A 26,409-nucleotide genomic window follows, 5' to 3' on the forward strand; every position below is an offset into this window, starting at 1 on the left:
CGGCGTCCGGAACCCGCCGGTCGCCCCGTCCTTTCCCTCCTAGCCTCGGGAGCATGATGAGCACCGCCCCGTCCCGCCGACCCGACCTGCTCGCGGCCGGCGCGGCCTCGGTCACCGTCGTCCTGTGGGCCTCGGCCTTCGTCTCCATCCGGAGTGCGGGCGAGGCGTACTCGCCGGGCGCGCTGGCGCTCGGCCGGCTGCTGTCGGGTGCCCTGACGCTCGGCGTCCTCTGCCTGCTGCGCCGGGAGGGGCTGCCGCCGCGCCCCGCCTGGCGGGGGATCGCGGTCTCGGGCCTGCTGTGGTTCGGCTTCTACATGGTCGTCCTGAACTGGGGCGAGCAGCGGGTGGACGCCGGTACGGCCGCCCTGGTGGTGAACGTCGGGCCGATCCTCATCGCGCTGCTGGGCGCGCGCCTGCTCGGGGACGCGCTGCCGCCGCGGCTGCTGGCGGGGATGGCGGTGTCGTTCGCCGGTGCGGTGACCGTGGGGCTGTCGATGTCCGGCGAGGGCGGTTCCTCGCTGTTCGGGGTGGTGCTGTGCCTGCTGGCCGCCGTGGCGTACGCGGGCGGGGTGGTGGCGCAGAAACCCGCGCTGGGACACGCGAGCGCGCTCCAGGTGACGGCCTTCGGATGTCTGGTGGGGGCGGTGCTCTGTCTGCCCTTCATGGGGCAGCTGGTGTCGGAGGCGGGCCGGGCACCGGTCTCCGCGACGCTGAACATGGTCTACCTGGGCGTCTTCCCGACGGCGCTGGCCTTCACCACCTGGGCGTACGCCCTGGCCCGTACGACGGCGGGCCGCATGGGCGCGACCACGTACGCGGTGCCGGCCCTGGTGGTCCTGATGTCCTGGCTGTTCCTGGGTGAGGTGCCCGGGCTGCTCACCCTCGGCGGCGGCGCGCTGTGCCTGGCGGGCGTGGCGGTCTCGCGCTCCCGTGGGCGCGCGGCGGCCCCGGGGCCCACGAGGACCCCGGCACCGCGCCGCGAGGACGTGCGGGACCGGCCCTAGGACGCGCGGTACCAGTCCTGGAGGACGTGCGGGACCGGTCCCTAGGGGCGTGCGACCGGTCCCGGAGGACGTTGCGGGACCGGCCCTACGGACGCGCGGGGCCCGGTCCCGGACGACGTTGCGGGACCGACCCTACAGACGCGCGGTACCGATCCCGGAGCCCGTGCGGGACCGTCCTAGAAGACCACCAGCGCCCGCCCGCCCTTGCCCGCCAGCATGTTCTCGAAGGCGGCCGGGATGCCGTCCAGAGCGATGCGCTCGGTCACCAGCGCGCCGAGGTCCAGGCGTCCGGCCCGGACGTGTTCGGCCAGCACCGGCAGGTCCCGGGCCGGGTCGGCGTTGCCGTAGACGCAGCCGGACAGGGTGCGGCCCCAGTGGAAGATCTCCAGGGCGTTGAAGGTGACCTGCTGGTCCTTGCCGCCGATGCCGACGACCGTGGTGCGGCCGCCGCGCCGGGTGGACTCCCAGGCGGTGCGGATGGTGACCGCGCGGCCCACGCACTCGACGGCGACGTCCACGCCCTGCTTCGCGGTGAGGGCGCGGATCTCGCGGGCGGTGGTGTCGGAGGCGACGAGGTAGTCGGTGGCGCCGGCCGCGCGGGCCAGCTCCTCCTTCTCCGGGGAGACGTCGACGGCGACGATCTTCGAGGCGCCCGCGATCCGGGCCGCCTGGAGGGTGGCCAGACCCACTCCCCCGACGCCGAAGACGGCCACCGTCTCGCCCTCGCGGACCTTGGCCGAGTGGTGGACGGCGCCGTAGCCGGTGAGGACGGCGCAGCCCAGCAGGGCGGCGTCGGCGAGCGGGATGCCGTCGGGGCAGGACAGCACGCAGCCGGCGTCCACCACGGTCTCCTCGGCGAACGCGGCGACGTTCAGACCGGGGTGCAGATCGGTGCCGTCGTCGACGCGGCGGGCGTGGATGTTCGCGGCGCCGGTCAGGGCGTCGGCGCACAGCCAGACCTCGCCGAGCGAGCAGGCGTGGCAGGCGCCGCAGGACGGGGCCCAGTTGAGGACGACGGCGTCGCCGGCGGCGAGGTGGGTGACGCCCTCGCCGACGGAGACGACCGTGCCGGCGCCCTCGTGGCCGAGGACGGCGGGGAGCGGCACGCGCATGGTGCCGTTGGACAGGGACAGGTCGGAGTGGCAGACCCCGGCGGCGGCGAGCCTCACCCGGACCTGCCCCGGGCCGGGCTCCGGCAGCTCGATGCCGGTGATCTCCAGCGGGGCGCCGGTGGCGGGCACGACGGCGGCGCGGACAGCGGTACGGACGGCCATGACGTGGGCTGCTCCCTGGCTCAGAACTGGAGGGACTTGGTCTGCAGGTACTCGGTCAGTCCGTGCAGGCCCAGCTCGCGGCCGACGCCGGACTGCTTGTAGCCGCCGAAGGGGGCCAGCGGGTTGAAGCGGCCGCCGTTGATGTCGACCTGGCCGGTGTCCATGCGGCGGGCGAAGGCGACCGCCTCGGCCTCGTCCCCGGCCCAGACGGCGCCGGCGAGGCCGTAGACCGTGCCGTTGGCGATGCGCAGGGCCTCCTCCTCGTCGTCGTAGCGGAGGATGGACAGGACCGGTCCGAAGATCTCCTCCTGGGCGATGGTCATGTCCTCGGTCACGTCGGCGAAGACCGTAGGGCTGACGTAGCAGCCCTCCTCGCGCGGCGCCTCGGGGCCGCCGGCGACCAGGCGCGCGCCCTCGGCGACGCCCTTCTCGATGTAGCCGCGCACCCGCTCCTGCTGCTTGGCGTTGACCAGGGGGCCGATCCGGTCGCCGTACTTGGCGGCCGCCTCGGCGGCCAGCGCCACGGCCTCGTCGTACTGGTCGCGGTGGACCAGCATGCGGGTCCAGGCGCTGCACGTCTGACCGGAGTTGGACATGACGTTGGCGACGCCGACGTTGACCGCCTTGGCCAGGTCGGCGCTGGGGAGGATCACGTTGGCGGACTTGCCGCCCAGTTCCAGGGCGACCCGCTTGACGGCCGCGCCGGCGGCGGCACCGATCCGGCGGCCCACGGCGGTGGAGCCGGTGAAGGAGACCAGGTCGACGCCCGGGTGCTCGGCGAGGGCCTGCCCGGCGACCGGGCCGAGGCCGGTCACCAGGTTGAAGACACCGGCGGGGACGCCCGCCTCGTGCACCGCCTCGGCGAAGAGCTGGGCGGTCAGCGGGGTGTCCTCGGCGGGCTTCAGCACGATCGTGCAGCCGGCCGCGAGCGCCGGGGCGACCTTGGCGACGATCTGGTGGAGCGGGTAGTTCCAGGGAGTGATGGCGCCGACGACGCCGATCGGCTCGTGGTGGACGACGGAGTTGCCGACCTTCTCCTCGAAGGCGTACGTCGCCGCCAGCTCCGCGTAGGAGCCGGCCACCGCGATGGGGGCGGCGGCGTGCACGGCCTGCGAGAACTTCAGCGGCGACCCCAGCTCGGCCGTGATCGTCTCCGCGATCTCGTCCTTGCGGGCCACCAGCACGTCCCGCAGGGCGGACAGCCGGGCGGCGCGCTCGGCGGGCGGGGTGGCGGACCAGCCCGGCAGTGCGGCGCGGGCGGCCCGTACGGCGGTGTCGACGTCCAGGGCGGTGCCGGCGGGGACCTGGCCGATGACCTGCCCGTCGGCCGGGTTCACGACGTCGATCGCGTCCCGTCCGTCGGCGTCTCGCCAGGCGCCGTCGATGTACATGCCGTCGTGTGCCTTCATCGGGTTCCTTCCGGGCGGGCCTCGTCGTCCGCGCCCCAAACTAGCGCCGATAGTTTTACGGCACCAGGGGCGGCCACCATGGTGGCGCGGGTCACCCTCCCGGTGGGCCGGTGTCCGGTGGTGTCACTCCTCCAGGTCCGGCAGCCGGGCCGGGGCCGGGCAGATCCGGTCGCCGTGCTGGTCGAAGACGAACAGGTGGGCCAGGTCGACCAGGAGCGGCACCTGCATGCCGTGGCGCAGGTCGATGTCGGGCGTGGTCCGCACGATCAGGTCGCCGGGGAGGCGGTCGTCCGGGGCGGCGACCGCGGGCTCGGCCTCGTCGGCCTCGTCCAGGACGACCACCGGTCCGGCGCGCAGGGCGCCGGCGCGTTCCCTCAGGCGGTCCAGGACCGTGCCGTCGCCGCGGCGGCGCCGGGCCGGGCGGGCGGCGGGGCGGGGGGCCTCCAGGTCGGGGACGACGGCCGGGCGCGAACCGGTGTCGAAGTGGACGAGGACCTCGTGCCCCTGGAACTCGACGTGCTCCACGAGGCCGGTGAGCAGCACCTCGCCGGGGCGGGCGGAGGAGGGCTTCGCGATCCGCACGGCCTCCGAGCGCAGACCCACGATGATCTCGCGGCCCTGCTGGACGCGGAGCAACTGGTGGTCCAGGGAGAGCGGTTCGGGCAGGCGCAGGTACTGCTTGCCCAGGCTGATGGTCATCGCGCCGTCCAGCGGGGCCCGGACCAGGCCGCGCAGGAGGTTGATGCGCGGGGTGCCGACGAAGGCGGCGACGAAGACGTTGCGCGGCAGGGCGTACACCGCGCGGGGGGTGTCCACCTGCTGGAGGACGCCTCCGCGCAGGACGGCCACGCGGTCGCCGAGGGACATGGCCTCGGACTGGTCGTGGGTCACGTAGACGGTGGTGACGCCCAGTTCGCGGGTCAGCCTGGTGATCTCGGCGCGCAGGTGGTTGCGGAGCTTGGCGTCGAGGTTGGACAGCGGCTCGTCCATCAGGAAGGCGCTGGGGTGGCGGGAGATGGCCCGGCCCATGGCGACGCGCTGGCGCTCGCCGCCGGACAGCTGGGCGGGGAAGCGGTCGAGGAGGTCCTCGATGCCCAGCATGCGGGCGGTGGCGTCCACGCGGGGGCCGTGGTCGCCCTGCGGGTCCTCGACGCGCAGGGGGAAGCCGATGTTCCCGCGGGTCGTCATGTTGGGGTACAGGGCGAAGTTCTGGAACACCATCGCCATGCTCCGCTCGGACGGGAGCAGGTCGTTGGCGTAGGCCCCGTCCAGCAGCAGCCGGCCCTCGCTGATCTCCTCCAGGCCGGCGATCATGCGCAGCACGGTGGACTTGCCGCAGCCGGAGGGGCCGAGCAGGACGAGGAACTCGCCGGGCGCGATGTCCAGCGACAGCCGGTCCACCACGCGGACGCCTCGCGCGTAGGTCTTGCTCACGTCGTGCAGGGAGATGGCGCGTGTCATGAGAGGTGCCCCCGGGGGCTCACTGAGCGCTGGTGCTCCGCGGTCGGACGCCCTCGTGCGGGTCGTACGGGGCGTGTGAGTCACGGAAGTTAACGGACTGTGCGCGGCCGGGGGAAGACGCCGGACTCAATCTCGGTGCGGGTGTCCATCTGATGAGAAAGCGGACGTCCGGATTCAGGCGAGGGCGGGCGACGGCGCCTCAGTCGTCCGCGTCGCCGCCGCGGCCGTTCCCACCGCGGCCCGACGAGCGCGCCAGCTCGCCCGCCAGCAGCGTTCCCCTGGCCACCACCCGGGTCCAGCGGGGGCCGCCCCGGGCCGCCCACACCACGCAGACGCAGCCGCCCACGACCAGGAGGAGGACCGCGGACAGAAGAATGAGGATCACGCGCGTTCCCTGCTTTCCGAGTTGTAGCCGTGCGAGTCGTCCGCCCTTCGCGGTTCGTCCGGCCCTTGCGGGTCGTCCGACCCTCGCGAGGCGGTCCGCGTCATCCTGCCAGGCCGCCGCCGGCCGTCACCATCGGCGGGCGCCCCGGCGGACGGCGAGCGCAGGGCGACGCCCGAGGACAGGAGCAGCAGGGCGCCGAGCATCACGAACGGCGCGGCGACGCCCGCGACGCCCGCGATCAGGCCGGCCGCGGCGGGCGCGGCGACCTGACCGAGCCGGTTGCCGGTCAGGCGCAGGGCGAGGGCGGTGGAGCGGGCGCCGTCGGGAGCCGCCTGGACGACGGTCGTCATGGACAGCGGCTGGCCGACGCCGAGGCAGAAGCCGAGGACGACCAGCATCAGCGCGAGCGCCCACACCGGCACCGGCAGGGCGACGCCCGCGCACAGCAGGGCGGCCAGCAGACAGGTGACCGTCAGCAGCGCCGTGCGGCCGAGCAGCCGCAACAGGGGCGTGAGCACCAGCCGGCAGGCGATCGTGGCCGCCGCGCGCAGGCTGAGCAGGACGCCGATCAGGGCCGGGGAGATGCCCCGGTGCTCGCCGACCACCGGCAGATAGGCGGTGAGGATGTCGGTGGCGGACAGCACGGACAGGCTGATCAGGATGCCGCCGGGGACGCCCCGGGCGCGCAGGATGCTCCCCACGGGCACCCGCGCCCCGGCTTCCGCACGGGAACCGGCGGCGCCCGGGTGCTCTATCCGCCACAGCGACGTGAACGCGACGGCGGCGCCCGCGCCCGCCACCACCAGGGCGAGGGCACTGCTGCCCGCCATGTCGTGCCCGCCGATCAGCGCGCCCGCGGCGATGGGGCCGACCAGTTGTCCGAGCGAGGCCCCGATGGTGAAGTGGCCGAAGTTGCGGTCCTGTTCGTGCGGCGCGGACTGACGCGCGACCAGCGACTGGGCGCCGATGACGAAGCACAGGTGGCCGAGGCCCATGACGCCGCTCCACAGGGCCATCGCCCACAGGGAACCGGCGACGCCGCTGAGCGCGCAGCCGCCGGCGATGAGGACCACCCCGACGGGCAGCAGCGGCGCGCAGCGGCCGTGGTCGGTGCGGCGGCCGAGCGGGACGGCGGCGAACAGCGGCAGCAGCGCGTAGACACCGGCGATGACGCCGACCGCCCGCTCGTCCGCGCCCAGCGCCAGGGCCCGGTAGGAGACGGCGGGCCGGGCCATCGACACCGCCCCCTGGGCGAAGCCGAAGGCGATGACGAGGCGGAGCAGCCAGCCGCGGTTCCCACCGGGCGCCATGGTCGTTTCCTTCCCGGACCGCCGGTGCCCCGGGCGGCTCCGCGAGGGAGCCGACCGGGGAACCGGTCCGATGATCAGATGATGCCGAACAGGATGCCCGCTCCGAGAATGACCAGGCTCGTCAGGACCGCCCACTTCACGACGAACTTCGTGTGGTCGCCGAACTCGACCTTGGCCATGCCGACCAGGACGTAGACGGCCGGGACGAGCGGGCTGGACATGTGCAGCGGCTGGCCGACGATCGAGGCGCGGGCGATCTCCAGCGTCGACACGCCGTGCGCCTGGCCGGCCTCGGCGAGCACGGGCAGGACGCCGAAGTAGAAGCCGTCGTTCGACATGAAGTACGTCAGCGGCAGGCTGAGCAGGCCGGTGACCAGGCCCATGTGCGGGCCCATGCCGTCGGGGATGGTGTCCACGAGCCAGTTGGCCATGTGGTCGACCATGCCGGTGCCCGTGAGGACCCCGGTGAAGACGGCGGCGGCGAAGACCATGCCGGAGACGTTGAGCACGTTGTCGGCGTGGGCGGCGATCCGGGCCTTCTGGTCCGGGATGTGCGGGAAGTTGACGGTGAGCGCGAGCGCGGCGCCGATCAGGAACAGCACCGGGATCGGCAGCCACTCCATGATCATGGCGGTGAGCAGGGCGACCGTGAGCAGCGCGTTGAACCAGTACAGCTTGGGACGCAGGGTGGCCCGGTTCGGGTCCAGGCCCTGGAAGTCGTCGTCGGACCCGCCGTCCGCGGTGGCCGGGCCGGCGTCCGCGTCCTCACCGGTGCCGGAGCCGGCCCCGCCACCGGACTTGGCGCCGGACTTCGCACCGGACTTGGCACCGGACGCGGTGCCGGAACCCGCCCCGACCAGCACCGTCTCGCTCTCCGGCTCCCGCGCCAGCGCCTCGTCCAGCGTCAGCGTGCCCAGCCGCCTGCGCTCGCGCAGACCGAGGACGTACGCCAGGACGACGACCGCGAGCAGTCCGACGGCGAGTGCCGGGATCATCGGGACGAAGATGTCGGTGGCGTCGACCTTCAGCGCGGTGGCGGCACGGGCGGTGGGGCCGCCCCAGGGCAGGGTGTTCATCACACCGTTGGCCATCGCGGCGACACCGGTCATCACGACCAGGCTCATCTTCAGCCGCTTGTACAGCGGGTACATCGCCGAGACCGTGATCATGAAGGTGGTGGAGCCGTCGCCGTCCAGCGAGACGATCGCGGCGAGCAGGGCCGTGCCGACGACGATCCGCATCGGGTCGGCCTTGCAGAACCTCAGGATGGCCCGGACGATCGGGTCGAAGAGCCCGACGTCGATCATCACCCCGAAGTAGACGATCGCGAACATGAGCATCGCCGCGGTGGGGGCGAGACTGGACACGCCGTCGATGACGTAGTCACCGAGGTGGGCGCCCTTGCCGACGAACACGCAGAACAGCGCGGGGATCAGCACGAGCGCCGCGATCGGCGACATCTTCTTCATCATGATCAGGACCAGGAAGGTCGCGATCATGGCGAAGCCGAGGATGGTCAGCATGAGTGAGTACCTAACGTTCGCCCTTGAACATCCCACCGGGGCAGGCGGTGCGAGCGACGTTAGGTGCCGTGAAGCGGCGTTAACAAGATGTTGACACGCGAGCAATAAGCGCAAAACTCCAGGTCACAGCTTTGTGCCGGTCAGTGGCGTGAGCTTTACCGGTACGCCGTTGAGAACCGCGTTGCCCGAGAGCGGGTCGAGCAGGCTGCCGTCGAGGAGCTGGTTGACGTTGACGCCGGGATCGGTGGCGGCGTGGGTGAGGCGGGTGCCGGGGCGGTCGTGGCCCCAACCGTGCGGGAGGCTGACCACACCGGGCCGGACGGTGTCGGTGACCTCGGCGGGCGCGGTCACCGCTCCCCCGGCGCCCTCGACCCGCACGGGCTGACCGTCGCGCAGGCCGAGCCGGTCGGCGTCGTCGGGGTGCAGCTGCAGGGTGCAGCGGTTGGAGCCGCCGGTGAGGGCGGGGACGTTGTGCATCCAGCTGTTGTTGGACCTCAGATGGCGGCGGCCGACGAGGACCGGCCCCGCGGGGCGCTCGGCCATGGCCCGGCGCAGGCGCGGCAGGTCGGCGGCGATCGGACCCGGCAGCAGCTCCACCTTGCCGCTGCGGGTCTTCAGCGGCTGGGGAAGGCGCGGGCGCAGCGGGCCGAGGTCGATGCCGTGCGGGTGGGCGAGGAGCCGCTGGAGGGTCAGCCCGTCCGGCCGGGCGCCGAAGCCGTCGCCGTAGGGGCCGAGGCGCAGCATCAGGTCGAGGCGCCGCTCGGGGCCGTCCTCCCCGGTGAGGCACGCGGCCAGCTCGCCGGGGTCGCGGCCGTGGACAGGTGAGTGCGGGTCCCGGACGGCTGCGCCGAGGGTCCGCTCGACGACCGCGGCGTCGACGGCCGCCGGGTCGGTGCCGTGCCCGCCGGTGACGGCCAGGGTGAGGCGGGCCAGGATCTCGGTCTCGGCCATCCGGCCCGGTTCCAGCGGGACGGCGGGGCGGGTGTAGCGGACCTGGTTGCGCACCGCGAGGGTGTTGAAGGCGAAGTCGTGGTGCGGGCTCTGGGAGGGCGGGGGCGGTGGCAGGACGACGTGGGCGTGGCGGGAGGTCTCGTTCAGGTACGGGTCGACGCTCACCATGAAGTCGAGGGAGGCCAGCGCCTTGTCGAGGCGGTCGCCGTCGGGTGCGGACAGCACGGGGTTGGCGGCGACGGTGAGCAGCGCGCGCACCGGTTCGCCCTCGTCGGTGACGGTGTCGATCTCCTCGGCGAGGGCGGACAGGGGCAGCTCGCCCTTGGCCTCGGGGTGTCCGCTCACCCGGGAGCGCCAGCGGCCGAGCGCGAAGCCGCGGCCGGGCCCGGCGGGGCGGGGCGTCCTGTCGGTGGCGGCCTGCGGGAACAGCGCTCCGCCGGGCCGGTCGAGGTTTCCGGTGAGGACGTTGAGGACGTCGACCAGCCAGCTGGCGAGGGTGCCGTGCGGGACGGTGCAGCTGCCGATGCGGCCGTACACGGCGGCGGTGGGGGCGGCGGCGAGTTCGCGGGCCAGGGCGCGGGTCACCTCGGCGTCCACCTCGCAGGCGGCGGCGACGGACTCCGGGGTGAAGTCGCGCAGCGCCCGGCCGAGTTCGGTGACGCCCTCCACGTGGGGCGCCAGTGCGCCGAGGTCCACCAGGCCCTCCTCGAACAGCACCTGCGCCGTCGCGGCGAGGAGCAGCGCGTCGGTGCCGGGGCGGATCGCCACGTGCCGGTCGGCGAGCTTCGCGGTGCGGGTGCGGCGCGGGTCGATGACGGTGAGGGTGCCGCCGCGCGCCCTGAGGGCCTTGAGCCGGCCGGGGAAGTCGGGGGCGGTGCACAGGCTGCCGTTGGACTCGAGCGGGTTGGCTCCGATGAGGAGGAGGTGGTCGGTGCGGTCGAGGTCGGGGACCGGGATGGCGTTCGCGTCGCCGAAGAGCAGCCCGCTGGAGACGTGCTTGGGCATCTGGTCCACCGTGGAGGCGGTGAAGAGGCTGCGGGTGCCCAGGGCGCCGAGCAGGACGGGCGGGTAGAGGGCGCCGGCCATCGTGTGCACGTTGGGGTTGCCGAGGACCACGCCGACGGCGTGCGGTCCGTACCGCTCGACGACGGGCCGGACGCCGGCGGCGACCGCGTCGAAGGCCTCCTCCCAGCCGGCCTCGCGCAGCTCGCCGCCCCTGCGCACCAGCGGCGAGCGCAGCCGGTCGGGGTCGGCGTCGGCGGCGCCGAAGGACGCGCCCTTGGGGCAGACGAATCCGCGGCTGAAGACATCGTCGCGGTCGCCGCGTGCGGCGGTGACCGTGGTGCCGTCCACGGTGAGGACCAGGCCGCAGGTGGCCTCGCACAGGGGACAGATACGCAGGGCGGTGCGGGGCACGGGTCCTCCCGGTGGGCGGCGGCGTGGACGCTCTGCGCGTGAGCATACCGACCGGTAGGCATGGTGGGGAGACCTTGCGGCGACCGGCGCGTGGAGAGGTGGGACGCCGGTCCGTCAGTCCAGGACCCGCCCCAGATACGCCCGGAGCAGCTCGCGCGCCTCCTCGATGATCTTCTCGTCCCCGTCGGGGGCGACCCGGAAGGCGAGCTGCACGAGGGTGTCCGCGGTCTCGACGGCGACGAGGAAGGCGCGGCGCAGATCGTCGTCGGGGCTGCGGCCGAGGTAGCCGGAGAGCAGTTCCGTGAGCCGGTCGGCGACGCGGTGGTTGGGGACGGCGTGGCGGTCGCCCACCGGGATCTGGTTGCCGAAGTCGATCAGGGAGAAGCCGGGCGCGGTGCGCTTCATCGCCAGGTACTCGTCGAGCACCGCGTCCAGCGCCCCGCGCCAGCCGTCGTCGTCCGACCCGGTCAGCCGCTCGGTGACGCGCTCCGCGTAACGCTCCAGGTTGCGCTGGGCCAGCGCGTCGGCCATCTGGCGCTTGTTGCCGAAGAAGCGGTACACCGACCCGATGGGGACGTCGGCGCGCAGCGCCACGGCGCGGGTGCTCAGCGCGTCGTATCCGACCTCGTCGAGGAGGTCGGCGCAGGCGTCGAGGATCCTGGTCAGGCGTTCGGCGCTGCGCCGCTGCACGGGGGCCCGGCGGAGCGGGGTCGCTTGGGACACGGTGCTCATGATGCCCTTCCGGCGCGCTTCGGTGAACCGTGACCTCCGGTACGCGCACCCGCGGTCCGCGTACTCATCGGGCCGCCGCGGAGCCGGGCGGGGTCCGGCTCACCGCGTCCTCGGGTATCTCCTCCGGTCGCGTCGCCCCGGTCGGCTCCGCGTCCGAGGCCGTGATGTCCGCCGTGCTCTCGACCGGCTCGCCGTCGACGGCCCAGACGGTGCCGTCGTCGGCGTACAGGCGGACGGTGAGCTGGTGCGTGCCGCGGGGGACGAGGGCCGCCTCCAGGCGGTGGTCCGGGCCGTGCAGGCGGGCGATCAGCTCGCCGTCGAGGAAGAGGTGGGCGAGGCCCCGGCCGGGCACCGCCACCGTCTCCGTGCCCGCCGGCGAGAACCTGAAGTCGCGCACGGTCAGCCGCACGTCCCAGCTGTCGTCGGCGGCGGGCTGCACCTCGATGCCGACCTCCGGCGCCCGCTCGGCGTCCACCTCGCGGTACCGACGGCCCTCCTCGTCGGTGGCGTCGAGCAGCCTGCCCACCGGCATGGCCGACTCCCCGGCCTCCGGTTCACCCGCATCACTGGCGCCGCAGCCCGCGGATCCGGTCAGCAGCAGGACACAGACCGCGAGCGCGGCGAGCACACCCCGCGTCCACGACATGACGGGAGACTAGAACACCGGTCCGACCGCGCGGATCCCCCGGGGGTCTGGTTCCGGTCATCCTCCTGTGGGGGGACAGGTACGAGGACAGGAGAGACGGGAGGGCAGGAGAGACCGGAGGACTGGAGGGACGAGAGGCACGGGAGGCGCGGGAGGCACGGGAAGACCGTACGACCTCTTGCGCGCGGGAAAACGCAATCCTACGGTGTCCCATAGGAATCGGGCGGGACACGGGTTGCGAGGGAGCGAGCGATGAGCGGGGACGCGCGGAAGACCGCGGAGGGACTGGCCTACCTGTCCGGTTTCGGCAACGAGCACAGCTCGGAGGCGGTTCCGGGGGCGCTGCCCCAGGGCCGGAACTCGCCGCAGCGGGCCCCGCTGGGCCTGTACGCGGAGCAGCTGAGCGGCACGGCGTTCACCGAGCCGCGGGCGCACAACCGCCGCTCGTGGCTGTACCGCGTCCGCCCGTCGGCCGCCCACCCGGCCTTCACCCGCACCGGCAACGGCGCCATCCGCACCGCCCCCTTCACCCAGGCGGTGCCGGACCCGAACCGCCTGCGGTGGAACCCGCTGCCCGAGCCCGAGGCGGGCACCGACTTCCTCGCCGGCCTGTGGACGCTGGGCGGCAACGGCGACGTCACCCAGCGCACCGGCATGGCCGTGCACCTCTACCACGCGACGGCGTCCATGGAGCGCGTCTTCGGCGACGCCGACGGCGAACTGCTGATCGTCCCGGAGCGCGGCGGTCTGCTGCTGCGCACCGAGTTCGGGCTGCTGCACGCCGAGCCGGGCCACGTGGCGCTGATCCCGCGCGGGGTCCGCTTCCGCGTGGAGCTGCTCGACGCCGACGCCCGCGGCTACGTCTGCGAGAACTACGGCACGCCGTTCCAGCTGCCCGACCTCGGCCCGATCGGGGCCAACGGGCTGGCCAACGCCCGGGACTTCCTGGCGCCGGTCGCCGCGTACGAGGACGTCGAGGGCCCGGTGGAGGTGGTCAACAAGTTCTGCGGGAACCTCTGGACGGCCACCTACGACCACTCCCCGCTCGACGTGGTCGCCTGGCACGGCAACCATGTGCCGTACGTCTACGACCTGCGCCGCTTCAACGTCATCGGCACCATCTCCTACGACCACCCGGACCCGTCCATCTTCACGGTGCTCACCTCCCCCTCGGACACCCCGGGTCTCGCGGGCGTCGACTTCGTGGTGTTCGCGCCGCGCTGGCTGGTGGGCGAGGACACCTTCCGGCCGCCGTACTTCCACCGGAACGTGATGAGCGAGTACATGGGCCTGATCGAGGGCGCCTACGACGCCAAGGCGGAGGGCTTCGTGCCGGGCGGGGGCTCGCTGCACAACATGATGTCGGCGCACGGACCGGACCGGGAGACCTTCGACCGGGCGAGCGCGGCCGAGCTGAAGCCGCAGCGGATCGACGACGGGCTGGCGTTCATGTTCGAGACGCGGTGGCCGGTGACGCTCACGCCCCAGGCGGCCCGCGCCGAGCACCTGCAGCAGGGCTACGACGACGTCTGGCAGGGCCTGGAGCGTCACTTCCGCCCCTTGCACTGAGGATTCACTACCGGTACGGATGGCCCGTGACCTCCTTCGCCCCGGACTCCATCGTCCTCAACCGCAAGCTGCCGCTCTGGTACCAGGTGTCGCAGTCGCTGCGCGCCTCGATACTGGGCCGCTCGCCCCGGGACCCGCTGCGCCTGCCCACGGAGGAGCAGCTGGCCGGCCACTACGGGGTGAGCGTGCTGACCATGCGGCAGGCGCTGAAGGAGCTGGAGGACGAGGGGCTGATCACCCGTCACCGCAGGCGCGGGACGTTCATCGAGCCCGACGCCCGGCGGGGCGCCCCGGTGCGGCTGCTGGGCTCGGTGGACGCGATCGTGGCCCAGCAGTCCGGCATGAAGGCCGAGCTGCTGGACCACGGCACGTGCCCCGTGCCGCCGGAGGTCGCGGAGCACTTCCCGGACGCGGACCGGGTGGGGACCTACCACCGGCTGCGCTGCGACGAGCAGACGGGAGAGCCCACCAACCACGCCCGCAACTACGTCCGTCCCGAGCTGGCCGCCCGCATCGACCCCGACGACCTGGTCCGCCGGCCGATGACCAAGGTGCTGCGGGACGTGCTGGGCATCGGCATCAGCCGGATCACGGACACCGTGGAGGCCCGGCTCGCCGACCCGGAGACGGCCCGGCTGCTCGAAGTGCCCCTGCTCAGCCCGATCCTGCACTACACCGGCATCACGTACGACACGGCGGGGCGGGTGCTGGACGTGGCGGTCATCCACTACCGGGGCGACCGCTTCTCCTTCACGGTCACCCTGGACGCCACCTGAGGCCGTCGAAGCCGCCTGAGGCCGGCCCGCCACGTCGTACGATGCCCGGCGTGACGCACGACGACGCTCCGCCGCTGGCGGACCTCATGCCGTGGTCCGTCGCACCGCCGCGGCTCGGCCGGGGGTGGCCGGCGGCCCCCGACCCGGCGACGCTGAAGGCCCGTTGGGACGCCTTGGTGAAGGCCGACGGCCCCGGCCGCGAGGCCCTGTTCGAACCGACGCGTTCCCGCACGCTGCACACGGCCGTGGGACGGCTGCCGGGCACCGCCGGGGGAACGGAGAGGCTGCTGCGCGCCTCGGGTCCGTGTCCGGAACCGGTCCGGGTGCTGCGCGCCCCCTTCGACGAGCAGTGGCTCATCCCCGACCAGCGGCTGATCGACGCCGCCCGCCCGGAGCTGTGGCGGGTGGCGGACGAGCGGCAGGTCTTCGTCGTGGCGCTGCCCGGCGCCCCGGGCTCGCCCGGCGCCTCCGGCGCCCCCGGTCCGCCTCCGCTCCTCGCCACGTCCCGGCTGCCGCTGTTCGGCCCCTCCCGCGTGCGTCCGCTCTACCGCCGCCCCGGCGGGGCCGAGCCCAACCTGTCCCCCGGCCTCCTCGACCACCTGGCCGCCCGTCTCGGCCGGCGCCCCGCGCCGCCGGACGTCCTGGCCTGGGCGGTGGCGACGGCCCGGGAGGACTGCCGCGTTCCGCTCACCGCGGACCCGGCGCTGTGGGAGCGCGGGGTCGAACTGGGCCGGCGCGCGCTGTGGCTGATGCGCCGCGACGGCGAACGCCCGAAGCTGCCCGGCGGCCGCCGCCCCTACGTCCGCGCACCGCTGCCCCCGCGCCCCCTGACCCTGCGCTACGACCGCGACGAGGAGGCCCTGTACCTGGACGAGGGCCGCGTCTCCCCCGTGCCGCCCGGCGCGTGGGACTTCGAGGTGGGCGGGGTGCGGGTGCTGGAGCAGTGGTTCGCGGCCCGCACCGCCGAGGGCGAGCCGGGCACGCTGGCGGCCGTCCGCCCGGCGGCCTGGCCGCAGACCTGGACGTCGGAGCTGCTGGAGCTGATCACGGTCCTCGCGCTGCTCGCCGAGGTGCGCCCGCGCTGCGGCGAGCTGGAGGTCACGGCGGAGATCACCGTCTCCGAGCTGCGCGCGGCGGGCGTGCTGCCGGTGTCCGCGGCGGCCCGCAGGCCGGCGTCCGTCCTGGACGGCCGGGAGGAGGGGCCGGAGGGCCAGTTGGCGCTGCTGTAGGCCCTGGGTCCCCCAGGCCCGCGGGCGGCCCGGGACGCCCGGCGGTGCCCTCCCGGCTCAGGCGAATCCGTCGAGCACCCGCCCCAGCGCCCGCTCGAAGACCGCCTCCATGTCGATGGGCCCGGCGTCCGCCCCGAAGGACGCCGCCAGCCGCGGATAGGCGCCGCTCGCCAGTTGCGCGCCCAGGTAGGCGATGCGTGTCGCGTTCTCCTGCTCCTCGGACCAGGGCAGCGAACGGGTGCGCTCGGCCGTGGAGATCTCGTTGGTGACGTACGTCGTCACGACGCCGTTCACCATCGCCACCAGCTCCATCTTCGTGCCGTAGGGCGCGTCGAAGGGGTCGAGGCAGGCGAGGCAGTGCTCCAGGAAGCGCAGGGCGTTGGGGCTGAAGCCGTAGACGGGGGACATCAGGCGCGGCAGCCAGGTGTGGCGGTGCATCAGCGCACGGGTCTGGTGGGCCACCCGGATCATGTCCGCGCGCCAGTCGCCGCTCGGCTCCCACAGCTCGTGCTCGCCGCTGACGGCGTCCATCATCAGCTCGTACAGGTCCTCCTTGCGGGGGACGTAGTTGTAGAGCGACATGGTGCCGCAGCCCAGCTCGGCGGCGACGCGGCGCATCGAGACCGCGTCGAGGCCCTCCGCGTCGGCGATCCGCACCGCGGCGGCGGCGATGTCGGCGCGCGTGTACGCCGGTCTCGGCCCCCGGCCGGTGCGCTCGGGGCGCGCCCAGATCACTTCGGGTACGGCCGCTCGGCCCGCCATCGTCATCACCTCGGCCACCATCCTAGTTACGTACAGCGTACGTAGTGCGCTATGGTCGACCCATGACTACTACGTACGCTGTACTTAGTGAAGGTCTGGAGAAGCGCTTCGGCGAGGTACGCGCGCTCCGGGGTCTGGATCTGGCGGTGGCCGAGGGCACCGTGTGCGGGCTGCTCGGGCCGAACGGGGCGGGCAAGACCACGGCCGTACGCCTGCTGACCACGCTGCTGCGGCCGGACGCGGGTTCCGCGCGGGTCGCCGGGCACGACCTGGTCCGCGAGGCCGCCGCCGTCCGGCGCCGGATCGGCGTCACCGGGCAGTACGCGTCGGTCGACGGGGACCTCACCGGCCGCCAGAACCTGCGCTTGTTCGCCCGGCTGCACCGGCTGCGGGACGCCTCGGCGCGGGCGGACGAACTCCTCGACCGCTTCGGCCTGACGGAGGCCGCGGACCGCCCCGCCTCCACCTTCTCCGGCGGCATGCGACGCCGCCTCGACCTGGCCGCGAGCCTGGTCCGCCGCCCGGAGGTGCTGTTCCTGGACGAACCGACGACGGGACTCGACCCGGCCAGCCGGAACCGGATCTGGGACGCCGTGCGCGCCCTCAAGGAGGAGGGCACGACCGTGCTCCTCACCACGCAGTACCTGGAGGAGGCCGACCGCCTCGCCGACGACATCGCCTTGGTGGACCGGGGACGGGTCGCGCACACCGGGTCGCCCGCCGAACTCAAGGCGCTGGTGGGGGCGTACGCGGAGGCCGTCGTCGCGGATACGGAGGCCATGGGGCCTGCGGCGGCGGTCCTCGACCGACTCACCGGAACCGAACCCGTGCTGGACCCCGACCGGCGCACCGTGGGCGCGGCCAGCACCGACCCGACGCTGACCCTGCCGCGTCTGGTGCGCGAACTCGACGCGGCGGGCGTCCCCCTGCTGGACGCGAGCCTGCGGCCGCCGACCCTCGACGACGTCTTCCTCCGCCTCACCGGCGAGAACAAGGAGGTCGCGGCATGAGCACCGTGACACACGACCTGGCCCACGACGGCACCGCGATGCTGGGCCGGCAGCTTCAGCGGCTGCGGAACAATCCGGGGCTGCTGATCCTCACCCAGACCATGCCGGTGACGATGCTGCTGTTCTTCGGCTACGTCTTCGGCAGCGCGCTGGCGATGCCGGGTGAGGAGTACCGCGCCTTCCTGGTGCCGGGCCTGCTGGTCGCGACGGCCGCGAACGGCCTGATGACGGGCATGTTCCAGGCCGCCCAGGACACCCACCGGGGTGTCACGGACCGGCTGCGGACACTGCCGGTGAGCCGGGCGGCGGTACCGCTGGGACAGGCGGTCGCGGACCTGCTCGTCACGGCCGCCGGCCTGGTGCCCTTCCTGCTGGTCGGGCTGGCGGTGGGCTGGCGGATGGAGGGCAGCGTGCCGGGCGCGGCCGGCGCCGTGGGGCTGTTGCTGCTGTTCCGGTTCGCCACGACGTGGATCGGCGTCTTCCTGGGGCTGCTCACCCGCAACGAGGAGGCCGCCGGTCAACTGGGCGGCGCGACCTTCATCCTGCCGCTGCTGTCCAACGCGTACATCCCGACCGAGGGGCTGCCGGGCTGGCTGCGCACGGTCGCCGAGTGGAATCCGATCAGCGCGGTGACCACGGCGCTGCGGGACCTGTTCGGCAACGCGCCGGTGCCGGAGGGGGCCGCCTGGCCGGTGGCGCATCCGGTCGCCGGGTCGCTGGCCTGGTGCGCGGTCCTGCTGGCGGTGTTCGTCCCGCTCGCCGTACGCCGGTACGCGCGCGGGGAGGGCTGAGCGGGCGGGCGGAGGTCACCGCCGGGCGGGGAGAGGGCGGGACGGGCACGGCGGACGCGTGCCGGCGTACGGGCGCGGAGAGCGCGAACGCACCGGACCGGCAGGTACGGGACGGGCAGGCGTACGGAGCGGGCGCACGGAGGAGCCGGGGTACGGGTGACACCCGCGCTCGGGACCACACCGGGGCGCCGCTGCGTGCCGTGGGGATGACGGACGAACGCGCGGCGCCGCGCCGGGACGGTGTGACCGCCGGAGCGCGGGCCTCAGTTGCCGCCGAACAGCGAGCGGCGCAGTCGGCGCAGTGGCGCGAACAGCGAGACCCGGCGGACCCGGGCGCCCCTGCCGCTGCGCTGGTGCGCGGGCTCACGCGCGGTCAGCTCACGCATCAGCGACGTCGCCTCCACCGTTTCCCGCTGTGGGAGGGCGGGCCCTCCGAGCACCGCGAGATGGCGGTCGAGGCGCGAGCTGGTCGCGCTGCTGCCGCAGGTGATCGCAGGGACCCTGGCCCTGCTGCGCACTGTTATCTGTTCCATGTCACTCCCCACCCGTACGAGTCCACCCGGCCCGGGCAGGGTAACCCTATCGCCCCGGTACGGCATGCGTGTATCGCGGTCACAGGATTCACCTTCCCCGTAAGGGGGTTGACGATTACTCTCCGAATCCGACAGATTCCAGGGTGAGTTGGAGGACCGGCCTGCTCGTCGGCCGGTGGGACCCGCCGCCCGGTTCGACCGTCACCGCGAGTGAGGTGGCCGACCGGTCCAGGCCGGTGGCGACCAGGGGCGTGTCGCCCTCGAAGAGCCCCAGGGAGCGCGCTTCAGCGCCGGGGCGCATGACCCACAGTTGGTGCACGCGGTCGCCGGACGGCTCGCGGTACCCGCTCAGGGTGACGACCGCGCGCCCCTCGGATGCGGAAGCGACTACTCCGATCCCGCGCCCGCGCTCGTCCTCCCCGTGGGCCGCGCGAGCGTCCGGAGCGGCGAGAACGTGGGCGATCTCACGTGCCCGGTCCCGGGCGGTGTCCCGCTCGCCCCGCGTCCGGTCCGCCTGGACGGCGAAGAGCGAGGCGACCACGAGCGCCGCAGCGGCCGTCGCCGTGGCGAAGGGCGGCAGCAGGGGACGCCGGCCGAGCGGGCGGGAACGTTCCGGCGTCGGCGGCCCGCCCCACACATGGGGCGGCAGCCGGCGCGCCGGGCGGCCCCGTCCCGGCGCGGGTTCCTGCGCCGTGGTCCGTACGGCGGCCAGGACGCGGTCGCGCAGGGCGGCCGGGGCCGGTGCCGCCGTGGACCAGGCCAGCCGGACGGCGTCCTCGGACAGCGCCCGTGTCTCGGCGGCGCAGCGGTCGCAGGTCCGAAGGTGCCGTTCGAAGCGGTCCCGTTCCGCGCCGTCCAGAGCGTCCAGGGCGTAAGGGGCGGCCAGCGAGTGGAGGCCGCCGCGGCGCGGCAGCCGGCCGAAGAGGCTCACGCGGCACCTCCCAGGCACTCGCGCAGACGTCCCAGTCCGTCTCTCATCCGTGTCTTCACCGTGCCCAGGGGGAGGGAGAGGCGCTCGGCGACCTCGCGGTAGGTGTAGCCGTCGTAGTAGGCGAGGGTGACGGACTGGCGCTGCAGGGCGGTCAGGCGGTCCAGGCAGCGGCGTACCCACTCGCGTTCGAGCCCCGCCTCGACCTCCTCGGAGACCTGGTCGAAGGCGGGGAGGCGGGCGCGCCGGGCCTCGCGCCGCTCGCGTTCGCCGGCCGCGCGGGCGCTGCGCACCCGGTCGACGGCGCGGCGGTGGGCGACGGTGAGGATCCACGCCAGGGCGCTGCCCCGGCGCGGGTCGAACCGCGCGGCGGACCGCCACAGTTCGAGCAGTACCTCCTGCGTCACCTCCTCGGACTGCGCGGGGTCGCGCACGACGCGGCGCACCAGTCCGAACACCGGGCCGGAGATCAGCCCGTACAGGTCCTCGAACGCCTTCTGGTCACCGCCCGCCACGAGCACCAGCAGCTCGTCCGCCTCCACCCGGTCCCCCTCTCCCCGCGTGCCCCGTGAGACCCGCTCGCGCCACTGCCGGGGCGTGCCGGTGGACCGCCCCGGCAGTGGGTACGGATCGGCGGGCCGAAAACGCGGGTCGGCCCGGCACCGGTCCGCGCCGGCGGTGGTGGCCGTCGGGGCCGGATCGGTGCTCAGGGGGGCCGCATCCGCCCTCGGCTGAGCTACTTTTGGGAGGAAAACGGGAGAACCACGGGCCCGTTCCCGGGAATGTCCGCGCGAGACTCCGAGGGGGCGCCGGTGTCCGAGGAACCGGGCAGTGAGCGCGTGATCGCCGGCCGCTACCGCCTGCTGTCCCCCCTCGGTGAGGGCGGCATGGGCACGGTGTGGCGCGCCCGCGACGAGGTGCTGCGCCGCGAGGTCGCCGTCAAGGAGGTCCGCGCTCCCGCCGGGCTGCCGGAGGCCGACGTGCGGCGGATGTACGCGCGGCTGGAGCGGGAGGCGTGGGCCGCGGCCAGGGTGGCCCACCGCAACGTGGTCACGGTGTACGACGTGGCCACCGACGACGGCCGGCCCTGGATCGTGATGGAGCTGGTGCGCGGGCTCTCCCTGGCCGACGTGCTGGACGCCGAGGGCCCGCTGGAGCCGCGGCGGGCCGCGCTGATCGGCGCCGAGGTACTGGCCGCCCTGCGGGCCGCGCACGCGGCCGGGGTGCTGCACCGGGACGTGAAGCCGGCCAACGTGCTGCTGTCCGACGACGGCCGGGTGGTGCTCACCGACTTCGGGATCGCCAGGGTCGAGGGCAGCTCCGCGCTGACCATGACCGGCGAGGTGATCGGCTCACCGGAGTTCCTGGCCCCCGAGCGCGCGCTGGGCCGCACCCCCGGCCCCGAGTCCGACCTCTGGTCGCTGGGCGTGCTGCTGTACGCGGCGGTCGAGGGGGCCTCCCCCTTCCGCCAGGACACCCCGCTGAGCACGCTGCGGGCCGTCGTGGACGAGGAGTTGCCGCCGCCGCACCGGGCGGGTGCGCTCGCCCCCGTCGTCGAGGGGCTGCTCCGCAAGGACCCGGCGGAGCGGCTGACCGGCGAGCGGGCCGAGAGGGACCTGCGTCTCGTAGGCGCCGGGGGCTCCGTCACCGGACAGGACACCACCCGGGCGGACACGGTGCCGGGCGGCCCCTTCGCCCCGACGGTCACCGCCCGCACCGGGCCGGAGACGTCCCGCACTCCCCCGCTGCCCGCGCCGTCGGCGCCGCCCGGCACGGCGCAGGCCGCGACCGCCGCGACCGCCGCGACCGGCGGGCGAGAGCGGCGCGCCCGGGCCGTGCTGGTGGCGGGGCTGGCCGTGCTCGTGCTGGCGCTGGCCGGGCTGACGTACACCCTGGTCGACCGGTCGGGCGGCGGTGACGGCGCCGAGGGGTCGGGCGGGAGCCCGGAGCCGGGGGCGAGCACGCCCGCGCCGAGCCGCACCGGGAGCAGCGGGGAGCCGAGCCCGTCGGCCTCTTCCTCTTCCGGGAGCAGCGGCCCGGAGAGCGGTCGGCCGCCGCAGTCGGTGCGGGTGTCGGTGGCCGGCGCGCACACCGAGTACGAGGGGAGCTGTCCGCCGCCGCACGGCCGGGCACCCGCCTTCACGGCGACGTTCACCGTGGACCGGCTGCCGGCGCGGGTCGGTTACCGCTGGGTGACCGATGACGGGTCGGTCTCCGACCCCGGGTGGCGGACGCTGTCGTTCCCCGCGGACGGCGACCGGTCGCGGCAGGACACGGTCGTCGTGACGACGCACGAGGAGAGCGGGACGTTCGAGGGCGCCGTGCGTGTGGAGGTGCGGGAGCCTGTGGGGGCCACGTCGAACGCCGTGGCGTTCTCGGTGACGTGCGTGACGCGGACGGAGACGGAGCCGGGGACGAAGACCCCGACGGGCGGGGCCTCCTCCTCTTCTTCTCCGTCTCCCTCCGCTCCCTCCGCTTGAGGTCCGCTTAAGGTCCGTGACGGACCTGCGCCCGTGGGGGACCGCCGGGTCAGGCGGCGCCGTCGAGCGCCGGCAGGTAGCCGCCGGACTGCCCGGCAGCGGTCGGGTGGTAGGACTCGCCGATGTTGAGCCAGTTCACGCTGTGCAGCCAGGAGCTGCCGGAGCAGATCTCGTGACCGCTGAAGGTGGGACGCACGTCGCCGAAGGTGAAGCCGTGGTCGGCGGCGCGCTTGGCGATCGCGGTGTTGAGGTGGTCGGCGGCGTCGTTGATCGCCTTCCGCTTGGTCTCGGAGAGGCCGAGGCAGGAGGTGCCGAGCTGGTAGAAGCGCGGGTAGCCGAGGACGACGACGTGGGCGGCGGGGGCCCGGTCGCGGATCGCGGAGTAGACGTTGTCGAGGTTGCCGGGGAGCGTCGAGTCGACGTACGCCTTCGCGGTGGCGATCCGGGACAGGCAGGAGCTGTCGGACTGGAGGACGCAGGTCATCATGACGTCGGCGAAGCCGGCGTCGTTGCCGCCGATGCTGATCGACACGAGACCGGTGGTGGAGCCGAGCGGGCCGAGCTGTCCGGCGAGAACATCACCCGTACGGGCGCCGGAACAGGCGGTGAAGTCGAAGCTGGAGGGTGAGTTGGCGGCCGCCCAGAGATAGGGGTGGGCCTTGGTGCTGCGCTTGCAGTCGCCGCTGGAGGCGATGTAGCTGCCCGCTCCGACACCGGAGGAGTAGGAGTCGCCGAGCGCCACATAGCCGTCGGCTGCGGCGTGTTGGGCGGCCCCGGCGGTCGCGGCCCCGGTGAGGGCCGTACCGGCGGCGAGGACGAGGGAGCTGAGGAAGCCGACAAGTCGGGAACGTCTCATGGAACCTCCTTTAGCAGGATCTCTGCCGTCAACCGTGGTAGCAGCTACGCGTGTTGACAGGAAGTGTCCATGCCAATAAATGGCTGATGGTCGTTCAAAATCGGACGAAAACCGGTAGGAACACCAGTGCCGTCTTGACGCTCTCCCGAGGGCTGAGCCACATTGAGGCCCGGCATCTTGGGCTTCGGGGGGCAAAGCGGAACGGTCAGGGAGACCCGTGCCGCGGGAGAACGCCCCACAAGAAGAACGGATGACGGCAAACCAACAAAAACGTGAGACCTGCGTCCAGGTCTTGCCATAGGGGTTCAATCGTCAATACCGTCATACATCTCTCGCATCCGGTGCGTCGGCAAGCGGCTCAGGGGAGGGCTCGAGGCCGCGGCGGACCGGGGTGGGACGCGCGGTAGGGGGGTGCCGTGCTCGGTGACCGCTTCGGTGACCGGGCCGTGCCGCGCGGTCGGTCGCCGTCTGCTTCCGGCGCCGACAGGCTTTGCCAGCTCACCTGGCACGCACGGAGATCCGTCCCGTCGCGCCGTGGGTGAGAACCCCCCTTTCGAACCGGACACAGAGCCGGACCGCCCCTGGGGCGGGCGGTCCGCCGGACGAGAGGGACCAGACTCATGAGCTCAGTTCTGCAGCCGGCGTCGACGGGAAGCGATCCGTCGTCCGATCAGTCTCCCGCCCAGAAGTACCGGCCCGTCTCCTCGCACCTGGCGATAGCACCGCCGGTGAGCGTGGTGATACCCGCCATGAACGAGGCGGAGAACCTTCCCTACGTCTTCAAGACGCTGCCCGACTGGATCCACGAGGTCGTCCTGGTGGACGGCAACTCCACCGACGACACCGTCGCGGTCGCCCGGGAGCTGTGGCCGGACGTCAAGGTCGTCGAGCAGCGCGGCAAGGGCAAGGGGGACGCGCTGATCACCGGCTTCGAGGCGTGCACCGGCGACATCATCGTGATGGTCGACGCCGACGGCTCGGCCGACGGCCAGGAGATCGTCTCCTACGTCTCCGCGCTGGTGTCGGGCGCGGACTTCGCCAAGGGCTCCCGCTTCGCCAACGGCGGCGGCACCGACGACATGACCTTCATCCGCAAGCTCGGCAACCGCGCCCTGTGCGCGGTGGTCAACCGGAAGTTCGGCGCCCGGTACACCGACCTCTGCTACGGCTACAACGCGTTCTGGCGGCACTGCCTGGACAAGATCGACCTCGACTGCACCGGCTTCGAGGTGGAGACCCTGATGAACATCCGGGTCGTCAAGGCGGGCCTCAAGGTGCAGGAGATCCCCAGCCACGAGTACCTGCGCATCCACGGCGTCAGCAATCTGCGCGCGGTGCGGGACGGGCTGCGGGTGCTCAGAGTGATCCTCGACGAGCGCTCCAACCGGCGCGCGCTGCGCGGCCGTACGCACGCGCCGACGCTCGCCTCGGTCGGCTCCGCCGCGCCCGTCGCCCCGGTCGTCCCGGTCCGGAGGAAGGCGTCTTGAGCGGTCCCGACGCCTCCCTCACCGTCTCCGTGGTGATCTGCGTCTACACCGAGGACCGCTGGGAGGACATCCTCGCGGCGGTCGCCTCGGTGCGGGCGCAGTCCCACCCGGCCCGCGAGACGCTGCTGGTCGTCGACCACAACGAGGCGCTGCGCGAGCGGCTGCTGAAGGAGTACAAGGAGCGGGAGGACGTGCGGGTGCTCGCCAACGCGGGCCCCCGCGGCCTGTCGGCCGGCCGCAACACCGGCATCGCCGCCTCGCGCGGGGAAGTGATCGCCTTCCTCGACGACGACGCGGTGGCCGAACGCGACTGGCTGCGGCACTTCGCCGAGGGGTACGCCGACCCGGCGGTGATCGCCGTCGGCGGGCGCACGGTGCCGATCTGGGCGTCGGGGCGCCGGCCGGTCTGGTTCCCGGAGGAGTTCGACTGGGTGGTGGGCTGCACGTACCGCGGCCTGCCGCCCGGCCGGGTCCGGGTGCGCAACGTGCTCGGCGGCAACGCCTCCTTCCGGCGCGAGGCGTTCGACGCGGCGGGCGGCTTCGCCACCGGCATCGGACGCGACGGCGACAAGCGTCCGCTGGGCTGCGAGGAGACCGAGCTGTGCATCCGGCTCTCCCGCGCCCGGCCCGACGCCGTGCTGCTGATCGACGACCGGGCGGTGATCCACCACCGGGTGCCCGAGGTCCGCGAGCACTTCGCCTACTTCCGCACCCGCGCCTACGCCGAGGGCCTGTCCAAGGCGCTGGTGGCGCGCAGCGTCGGCGCGGACAAGGGCCTGGAGTCCGAACGCCGGTACGCCACCCGGGTCCTGCCGGCCGGCGTGCTGCGCGGGCTGCGCGACGCCGTGCTGGCCCGGCCGGGCGGCGCGGGACGGGCCGGCGCGATCGTCGCCGGGGTGCTCACGGCGGCGGGCGGCTACGCGGTGGGGAGCGTGCGGGCCCGGCGGGGCGGGGCCTCCTTCTCGGTGGCGCCGGTCGAGGGGGGCGCGCATGGCTGAGGCCCGGCGGCACGAGCACGAAGGGGACGACGCGCGCGTACCGGTCCTCATGTACCACGCGGTCGCGGCCGACCCGAACGACGCGACCCGTGCCCTGTCGGTGACCCCGCGGGCCTTCGCCGAGCAGATGGCGGCGATCGCCGACCGGGGCCTGACCCCGATCGGGACGGCGGAGCTGGCCGCCGCCTGGCGCTCCGGGCGCCCGCTGCCCGAGCGGCCCGTGCTCATCACCTTCGACGACGGCTACGAGGGCGTGCACCGGTACGCCCTGCCCGCCCTGGCCGAGCACGGCTTCCCGGCCACCCTGTTCGTCACGACCGGCTGGCTGCGCGGCCCGTACGACACCGGGGGCGCCCTGGACACCATGCTCGACTGGGACCAGGTCCGCGAACTGGCCGCCGCCGGCGTGGAGATCGGCGGGCACAGCCACAGCCACCCGCAGCTCGACCAGCTCGACGAGGAGCGGCTGCGGTTCGAGCTGATCCACTGCAAGGAGATCGTCGCCGACCAACTGGGCGCCGTACCGGCCTCGTTCGCCTACCCGTACGGGTACTCCGACCGCCGGGTGCGGCGGGCGGTGCGCGAGACGGGGTACGCGCAGGCGCTGGCCGTCGGCAACGGCCTGGCGCGCCGCGCGCAGGGGCCGTACGCGCTGCGGCGGGTCACCGTGCGCAGGAGTACCGGGCCGGACGAGTTCGCCCGGCTGATCGAGGGCCGCGCGATCGCCCGTACCTTCGCCCGGGACCGGGCGCTCACCCAGGGGTACGCCGTGCTCCGCCGGTCCCGGCGGGTACGGGGGCGGCTGCGGGAACGGGCCTCGCGGGCCGGCGCCTGAACCGCCGGCCGGCGACCGGCGCCGCTCGTGCCCGGCGCGCCGCG

Annotated in this window: 24 protein-coding genes; 10 read left to right on the forward strand and 14 right to left on the reverse strand. The window is 73.9% G+C overall.

Annotation, left to right across the window (positions count from 1 at the left end):
* The first annotated feature begins 56 nt into the window (after positions 1–56).
* On the forward strand, positions 57–1,004 hold the full coding sequence (locus ACFZP7_RS08050) for a DMT family transporter (RefSeq protein ID WP_385638379.1): 948 nt from the start codon (positions 57–59) through the stop codon (positions 1,002–1,004).
* Positions 1,005–1,180: 176 nt separating this feature from the next.
* Here the strand turns inward: ACFZP7_RS08050 and ACFZP7_RS08055 are convergent, their stop codons facing one another.
* The 9 genes from ACFZP7_RS08055 to ACFZP7_RS08095 all read right to left on the reverse strand — a co-directional run bounded on the left by ACFZP7_RS08055 (position 1,181) and on the right by ACFZP7_RS08095 (position 12,111).
* Complete coding sequence (locus tag ACFZP7_RS08055) at positions 1,181–2,278, reverse strand: Zn-dependent alcohol dehydrogenase (protein WP_385634139.1); 1,098 nt, start codon at positions 2,276–2,278, stop codon at positions 1,181–1,183.
* 20 nt (positions 2,279–2,298) lie between these two features.
* Positions 2,299–3,687, reverse strand: a complete 1,389-nt coding sequence (locus tag ACFZP7_RS08060; RefSeq protein ID WP_019325292.1) for an aldehyde dehydrogenase family protein — start codon at positions 3,685–3,687, stop codon at positions 2,299–2,301.
* A 123-nt stretch (positions 3,688–3,810) separates the two neighbouring features.
* On the reverse strand, positions 3,811–5,148 hold the full coding sequence (locus tag ACFZP7_RS08065) for an ABC transporter ATP-binding protein (protein WP_385634140.1): 1,338 nt from the start codon (positions 5,146–5,148) through the stop codon (positions 3,811–3,813).
* A gap of 199 nt (positions 5,149–5,347) precedes the next feature.
* On the reverse strand, positions 5,348–5,533 hold the full coding sequence (locus ACFZP7_RS08070; protein WP_031016729.1) for a hypothetical protein: 186 nt from the start codon (positions 5,531–5,533) through the stop codon (positions 5,348–5,350).
* The gene (locus tag ACFZP7_RS08075) at positions 5,530–6,843 is read right to left on the reverse strand and encodes an MFS transporter (RefSeq protein ID WP_385634141.1); all 1,314 of its coding nucleotides are present in this window, start codon (positions 6,841–6,843) and stop codon (positions 5,530–5,532) included. Before ACFZP7_RS08075 ends, ACFZP7_RS08070 begins: the two co-directional genes overlap by 4 nt.
* A 74-nt stretch (positions 6,844–6,917) precedes the next feature.
* Complete coding sequence (locus tag ACFZP7_RS08080; RefSeq protein WP_030978252.1) at positions 6,918–8,366, reverse strand: CitMHS family transporter; 1,449 nt, start codon at positions 8,364–8,366, stop codon at positions 6,918–6,920.
* Between the two features lie 123 nt (positions 8,367–8,489).
* A complete protein-coding gene (locus ACFZP7_RS08085; RefSeq protein WP_385634142.1) occupies positions 8,490–10,733 on the reverse strand; it encodes a molybdopterin oxidoreductase family protein in 2,244 nt (747 codons plus the stop codon).
* A gap of 114 nt (positions 10,734–10,847) precedes the next feature.
* Positions 10,848–11,465 (reverse strand): TetR/AcrR family transcriptional regulator, encoded by a 618-nt coding sequence (locus ACFZP7_RS08090; RefSeq protein ID WP_193515816.1) that lies wholly within the window; start codon positions 11,463–11,465, stop codon positions 10,848–10,850.
* Between the two features lie 64 nt (positions 11,466–11,529).
* A complete protein-coding gene (locus tag ACFZP7_RS08095) occupies positions 11,530–12,111 on the reverse strand; it encodes a hypothetical protein (protein ID WP_385634143.1) in 582 nt (193 codons plus the stop codon).
* 252 nt (positions 12,112–12,363) lie between these two features.
* Here ACFZP7_RS08095 and hmgA point away from each other — a divergent pair, with 252 nt between their 5' ends.
* Genes hmgA through ACFZP7_RS08110 form a run of 3 tightly spaced genes read left to right on the forward strand, consistent with a single transcriptional unit; the run spans position 12,364 to position 15,685 of the window.
* Entirely contained in the window at positions 12,364–13,680 is a 1,317-nt protein-coding gene (gene hmgA / locus ACFZP7_RS08100; protein ID WP_031016740.1) for a homogentisate 1,2-dioxygenase, read from the forward strand.
* 26 nt (positions 13,681–13,706) lie between these two features.
* Positions 13,707–14,456 (forward strand): GntR family transcriptional regulator, encoded by a 750-nt coding sequence (locus ACFZP7_RS08105; protein WP_019325301.1) that lies wholly within the window; start codon positions 13,707–13,709, stop codon positions 14,454–14,456.
* Between the two features lie 41 nt (positions 14,457–14,497).
* A complete protein-coding gene (locus ACFZP7_RS08110) occupies positions 14,498–15,685 on the forward strand; it encodes a type ISP restriction/modification enzyme (RefSeq protein WP_355517253.1) in 1,188 nt (395 codons plus the stop codon).
* Between the two features lie 57 nt (positions 15,686–15,742).
* Here ACFZP7_RS08110 and ACFZP7_RS08115 read toward each other — a convergent pair whose 3' ends face one another.
* Positions 15,743–16,447: a TetR/AcrR family transcriptional regulator gene (locus ACFZP7_RS08115; protein WP_031016744.1), complete on the reverse strand. Its 705-nt coding sequence runs from the start codon at positions 16,445–16,447 to the stop codon at positions 15,743–15,745.
* A 62-nt stretch (positions 16,448–16,509) separates the two neighbouring features.
* Here ACFZP7_RS08115 and ACFZP7_RS08120 point away from each other — a divergent pair, with 62 nt between their 5' ends.
* The gene (locus tag ACFZP7_RS08120) at positions 16,510–17,457 is read left to right on the forward strand and encodes a daunorubicin resistance protein DrrA family ABC transporter ATP-binding protein (protein WP_031016754.1); all 948 of its coding nucleotides are present in this window, start codon (positions 16,510–16,512) and stop codon (positions 17,455–17,457) included.
* On the forward strand, positions 17,454–18,248 hold the full coding sequence (locus ACFZP7_RS08125) for an ABC transporter permease (protein ID WP_031016755.1): 795 nt from the start codon (positions 17,454–17,456) through the stop codon (positions 18,246–18,248). Before ACFZP7_RS08120 ends, ACFZP7_RS08125 begins: the two co-directional genes overlap by 4 nt.
* Before the next feature lie 263 nt (positions 18,249–18,511).
* Here ACFZP7_RS08125 and ACFZP7_RS08130 read toward each other — a convergent pair whose 3' ends face one another.
* From ACFZP7_RS08130 to ACFZP7_RS08140, 3 genes are all read right to left on the reverse strand, one after another.
* The gene (locus tag ACFZP7_RS08130; RefSeq protein WP_029393217.1) at positions 18,512–18,781 is read right to left on the reverse strand and encodes a hypothetical protein; all 270 of its coding nucleotides are present in this window, start codon (positions 18,779–18,781) and stop codon (positions 18,512–18,514) included.
* Positions 18,782–18,896: 115 nt separating this feature from the next.
* Complete coding sequence (locus tag ACFZP7_RS08135; RefSeq protein ID WP_193515820.1) at positions 18,897–19,712, reverse strand: anti-sigma factor domain-containing protein; 816 nt, start codon at positions 19,710–19,712, stop codon at positions 18,897–18,899.
* Positions 19,709–20,329: a sigma-70 family RNA polymerase sigma factor gene (locus ACFZP7_RS08140; protein ID WP_223781250.1), complete on the reverse strand. Its 621-nt coding sequence runs from the start codon at positions 20,327–20,329 to the stop codon at positions 19,709–19,711. Before ACFZP7_RS08140 ends, ACFZP7_RS08135 begins: the two co-directional genes overlap by 4 nt.
* A 162-nt stretch (positions 20,330–20,491) precedes the next feature.
* On the opposite strand from ACFZP7_RS08140, the gene ACFZP7_RS08145 reads away from it, so the two are divergent.
* A complete protein-coding gene (locus tag ACFZP7_RS08145; protein WP_385634144.1) occupies positions 20,492–22,189 on the forward strand; it encodes a serine/threonine-protein kinase in 1,698 nt (565 codons plus the stop codon).
* A 49-nt stretch (positions 22,190–22,238) separates the two neighbouring features.
* Here ACFZP7_RS08145 and ACFZP7_RS08150 read toward each other — a convergent pair whose 3' ends face one another.
* Positions 22,239–23,045 (reverse strand): SGNH/GDSL hydrolase family protein, encoded by an 807-nt coding sequence (locus ACFZP7_RS08150; protein WP_385634145.1) that lies wholly within the window; start codon positions 23,043–23,045, stop codon positions 22,239–22,241.
* Between the two features lie 620 nt (positions 23,046–23,665).
* On the opposite strand from ACFZP7_RS08150, the gene ACFZP7_RS08155 reads away from it, so the two are divergent.
* The 3 genes from ACFZP7_RS08155 to ACFZP7_RS08165 are packed head-to-tail and all read left to right on the forward strand — an operon-like array spanning position 23,666 to position 26,365.
* Positions 23,666–24,532: a glycosyltransferase family 2 protein gene (locus ACFZP7_RS08155; protein WP_046250780.1), complete on the forward strand. Its 867-nt coding sequence runs from the start codon at positions 23,666–23,668 to the stop codon at positions 24,530–24,532.
* Positions 24,529–25,530: a glycosyltransferase family 2 protein gene (locus ACFZP7_RS08160; protein ID WP_019325312.1), complete on the forward strand. Its 1,002-nt coding sequence runs from the start codon at positions 24,529–24,531 to the stop codon at positions 25,528–25,530. The genes ACFZP7_RS08155 and ACFZP7_RS08160 overlap by 4 nt, the downstream gene beginning before the upstream one ends.
* Positions 25,523–26,365: a polysaccharide deacetylase family protein gene (locus ACFZP7_RS08165; RefSeq protein ID WP_051850886.1), complete on the forward strand. Its 843-nt coding sequence runs from the start codon at positions 25,523–25,525 to the stop codon at positions 26,363–26,365. Before ACFZP7_RS08160 ends, ACFZP7_RS08165 begins: the two co-directional genes overlap by 8 nt.
* Positions 26,366–26,409 lie beyond the last annotated feature (44 nt).

This window comes from Streptomyces sp. SudanB5_2050, assembly GCF_964272335.1.
Taxonomy (GTDB): Bacteria; Actinomycetota; Actinomycetes; order Streptomycetales; family Streptomycetaceae; genus Streptomyces; species Streptomyces rochei.

Excerpts from the sequence above, each read along its gene's own strand:
- ACFZP7_RS08050 (WP_385638379.1), top strand. The coding sequence starts at position 57 with ATGAGCACCGCCCCGTCCCGCCGACCCGACCTGCTCGCGGCCGGCGCG.
- ACFZP7_RS08055 (WP_385634139.1), bottom strand. The coding sequence starts at position 2,278 with ATGGCCGTCCGTACCGCTGTCCGCGCCGCCGTCGTGCCCGCCACCGGC.
- ACFZP7_RS08060 (WP_019325292.1), bottom strand. The coding sequence starts at position 3,687 with ATGAAGGCACACGACGGCATGTACATCGACGGCGCCTGGCGAGACGCC.
- ACFZP7_RS08065 (WP_385634140.1), bottom strand. The coding sequence starts at position 5,148 with ATGACACGCGCCATCTCCCTGCACGACGTGAGCAAGACCTACGCGCGA.
- ACFZP7_RS08075 (WP_385634141.1), bottom strand. The coding sequence starts at position 6,843 with ATGGCGCCCGGTGGGAACCGCGGCTGGCTGCTCCGCCTCGTCATCGCC.
- ACFZP7_RS08080 (WP_030978252.1), bottom strand. The coding sequence starts at position 8,366 with ATGCTGACCATCCTCGGCTTCGCCATGATCGCGACCTTCCTGGTCCTG.
- ACFZP7_RS08090 (WP_193515816.1), bottom strand. The coding sequence starts at position 11,465 with ATGAGCACCGTGTCCCAAGCGACCCCGCTCCGCCGGGCCCCCGTGCAG.
- ACFZP7_RS08095 (WP_385634143.1), bottom strand. The coding sequence starts at position 12,111 with ATGTCGTGGACGCGGGGTGTGCTCGCCGCGCTCGCGGTCTGTGTCCTG.
- hmgA (WP_031016740.1), top strand. The coding sequence starts at position 12,364 with ATGAGCGGGGACGCGCGGAAGACCGCGGAGGGACTGGCCTACCTGTCC.
- ACFZP7_RS08110 (WP_355517253.1), top strand. The coding sequence starts at position 14,498 with ATGCCCGGCGTGACGCACGACGACGCTCCGCCGCTGGCGGACCTCATG.
- ACFZP7_RS08115 (WP_031016744.1), bottom strand. The coding sequence starts at position 16,447 with ATGGCGGGCCGAGCGGCCGTACCCGAAGTGATCTGGGCGCGCCCCGAG.
- ACFZP7_RS08120 (WP_031016754.1), top strand. The coding sequence starts at position 16,510 with ATGACTACTACGTACGCTGTACTTAGTGAAGGTCTGGAGAAGCGCTTC.
- ACFZP7_RS08125 (WP_031016755.1), top strand. The coding sequence starts at position 17,454 with ATGAGCACCGTGACACACGACCTGGCCCACGACGGCACCGCGATGCTG.
- ACFZP7_RS08130 (WP_029393217.1), bottom strand. The coding sequence starts at position 18,781 with ATGGAACAGATAACAGTGCGCAGCAGGGCCAGGGTCCCTGCGATCACC.
- ACFZP7_RS08145 (WP_385634144.1), top strand. The coding sequence starts at position 20,492 with ATGTCCGCGCGAGACTCCGAGGGGGCGCCGGTGTCCGAGGAACCGGGC.
- ACFZP7_RS08150 (WP_385634145.1), bottom strand. The coding sequence starts at position 23,045 with ATGAGACGTTCCCGACTTGTCGGCTTCCTCAGCTCCCTCGTCCTCGCC.
- ACFZP7_RS08155 (WP_046250780.1), top strand. The coding sequence starts at position 23,666 with ATGAGCTCAGTTCTGCAGCCGGCGTCGACGGGAAGCGATCCGTCGTCC.
- ACFZP7_RS08165 (WP_051850886.1), top strand. The coding sequence starts at position 25,523 with ATGGCTGAGGCCCGGCGGCACGAGCACGAAGGGGACGACGCGCGCGTA.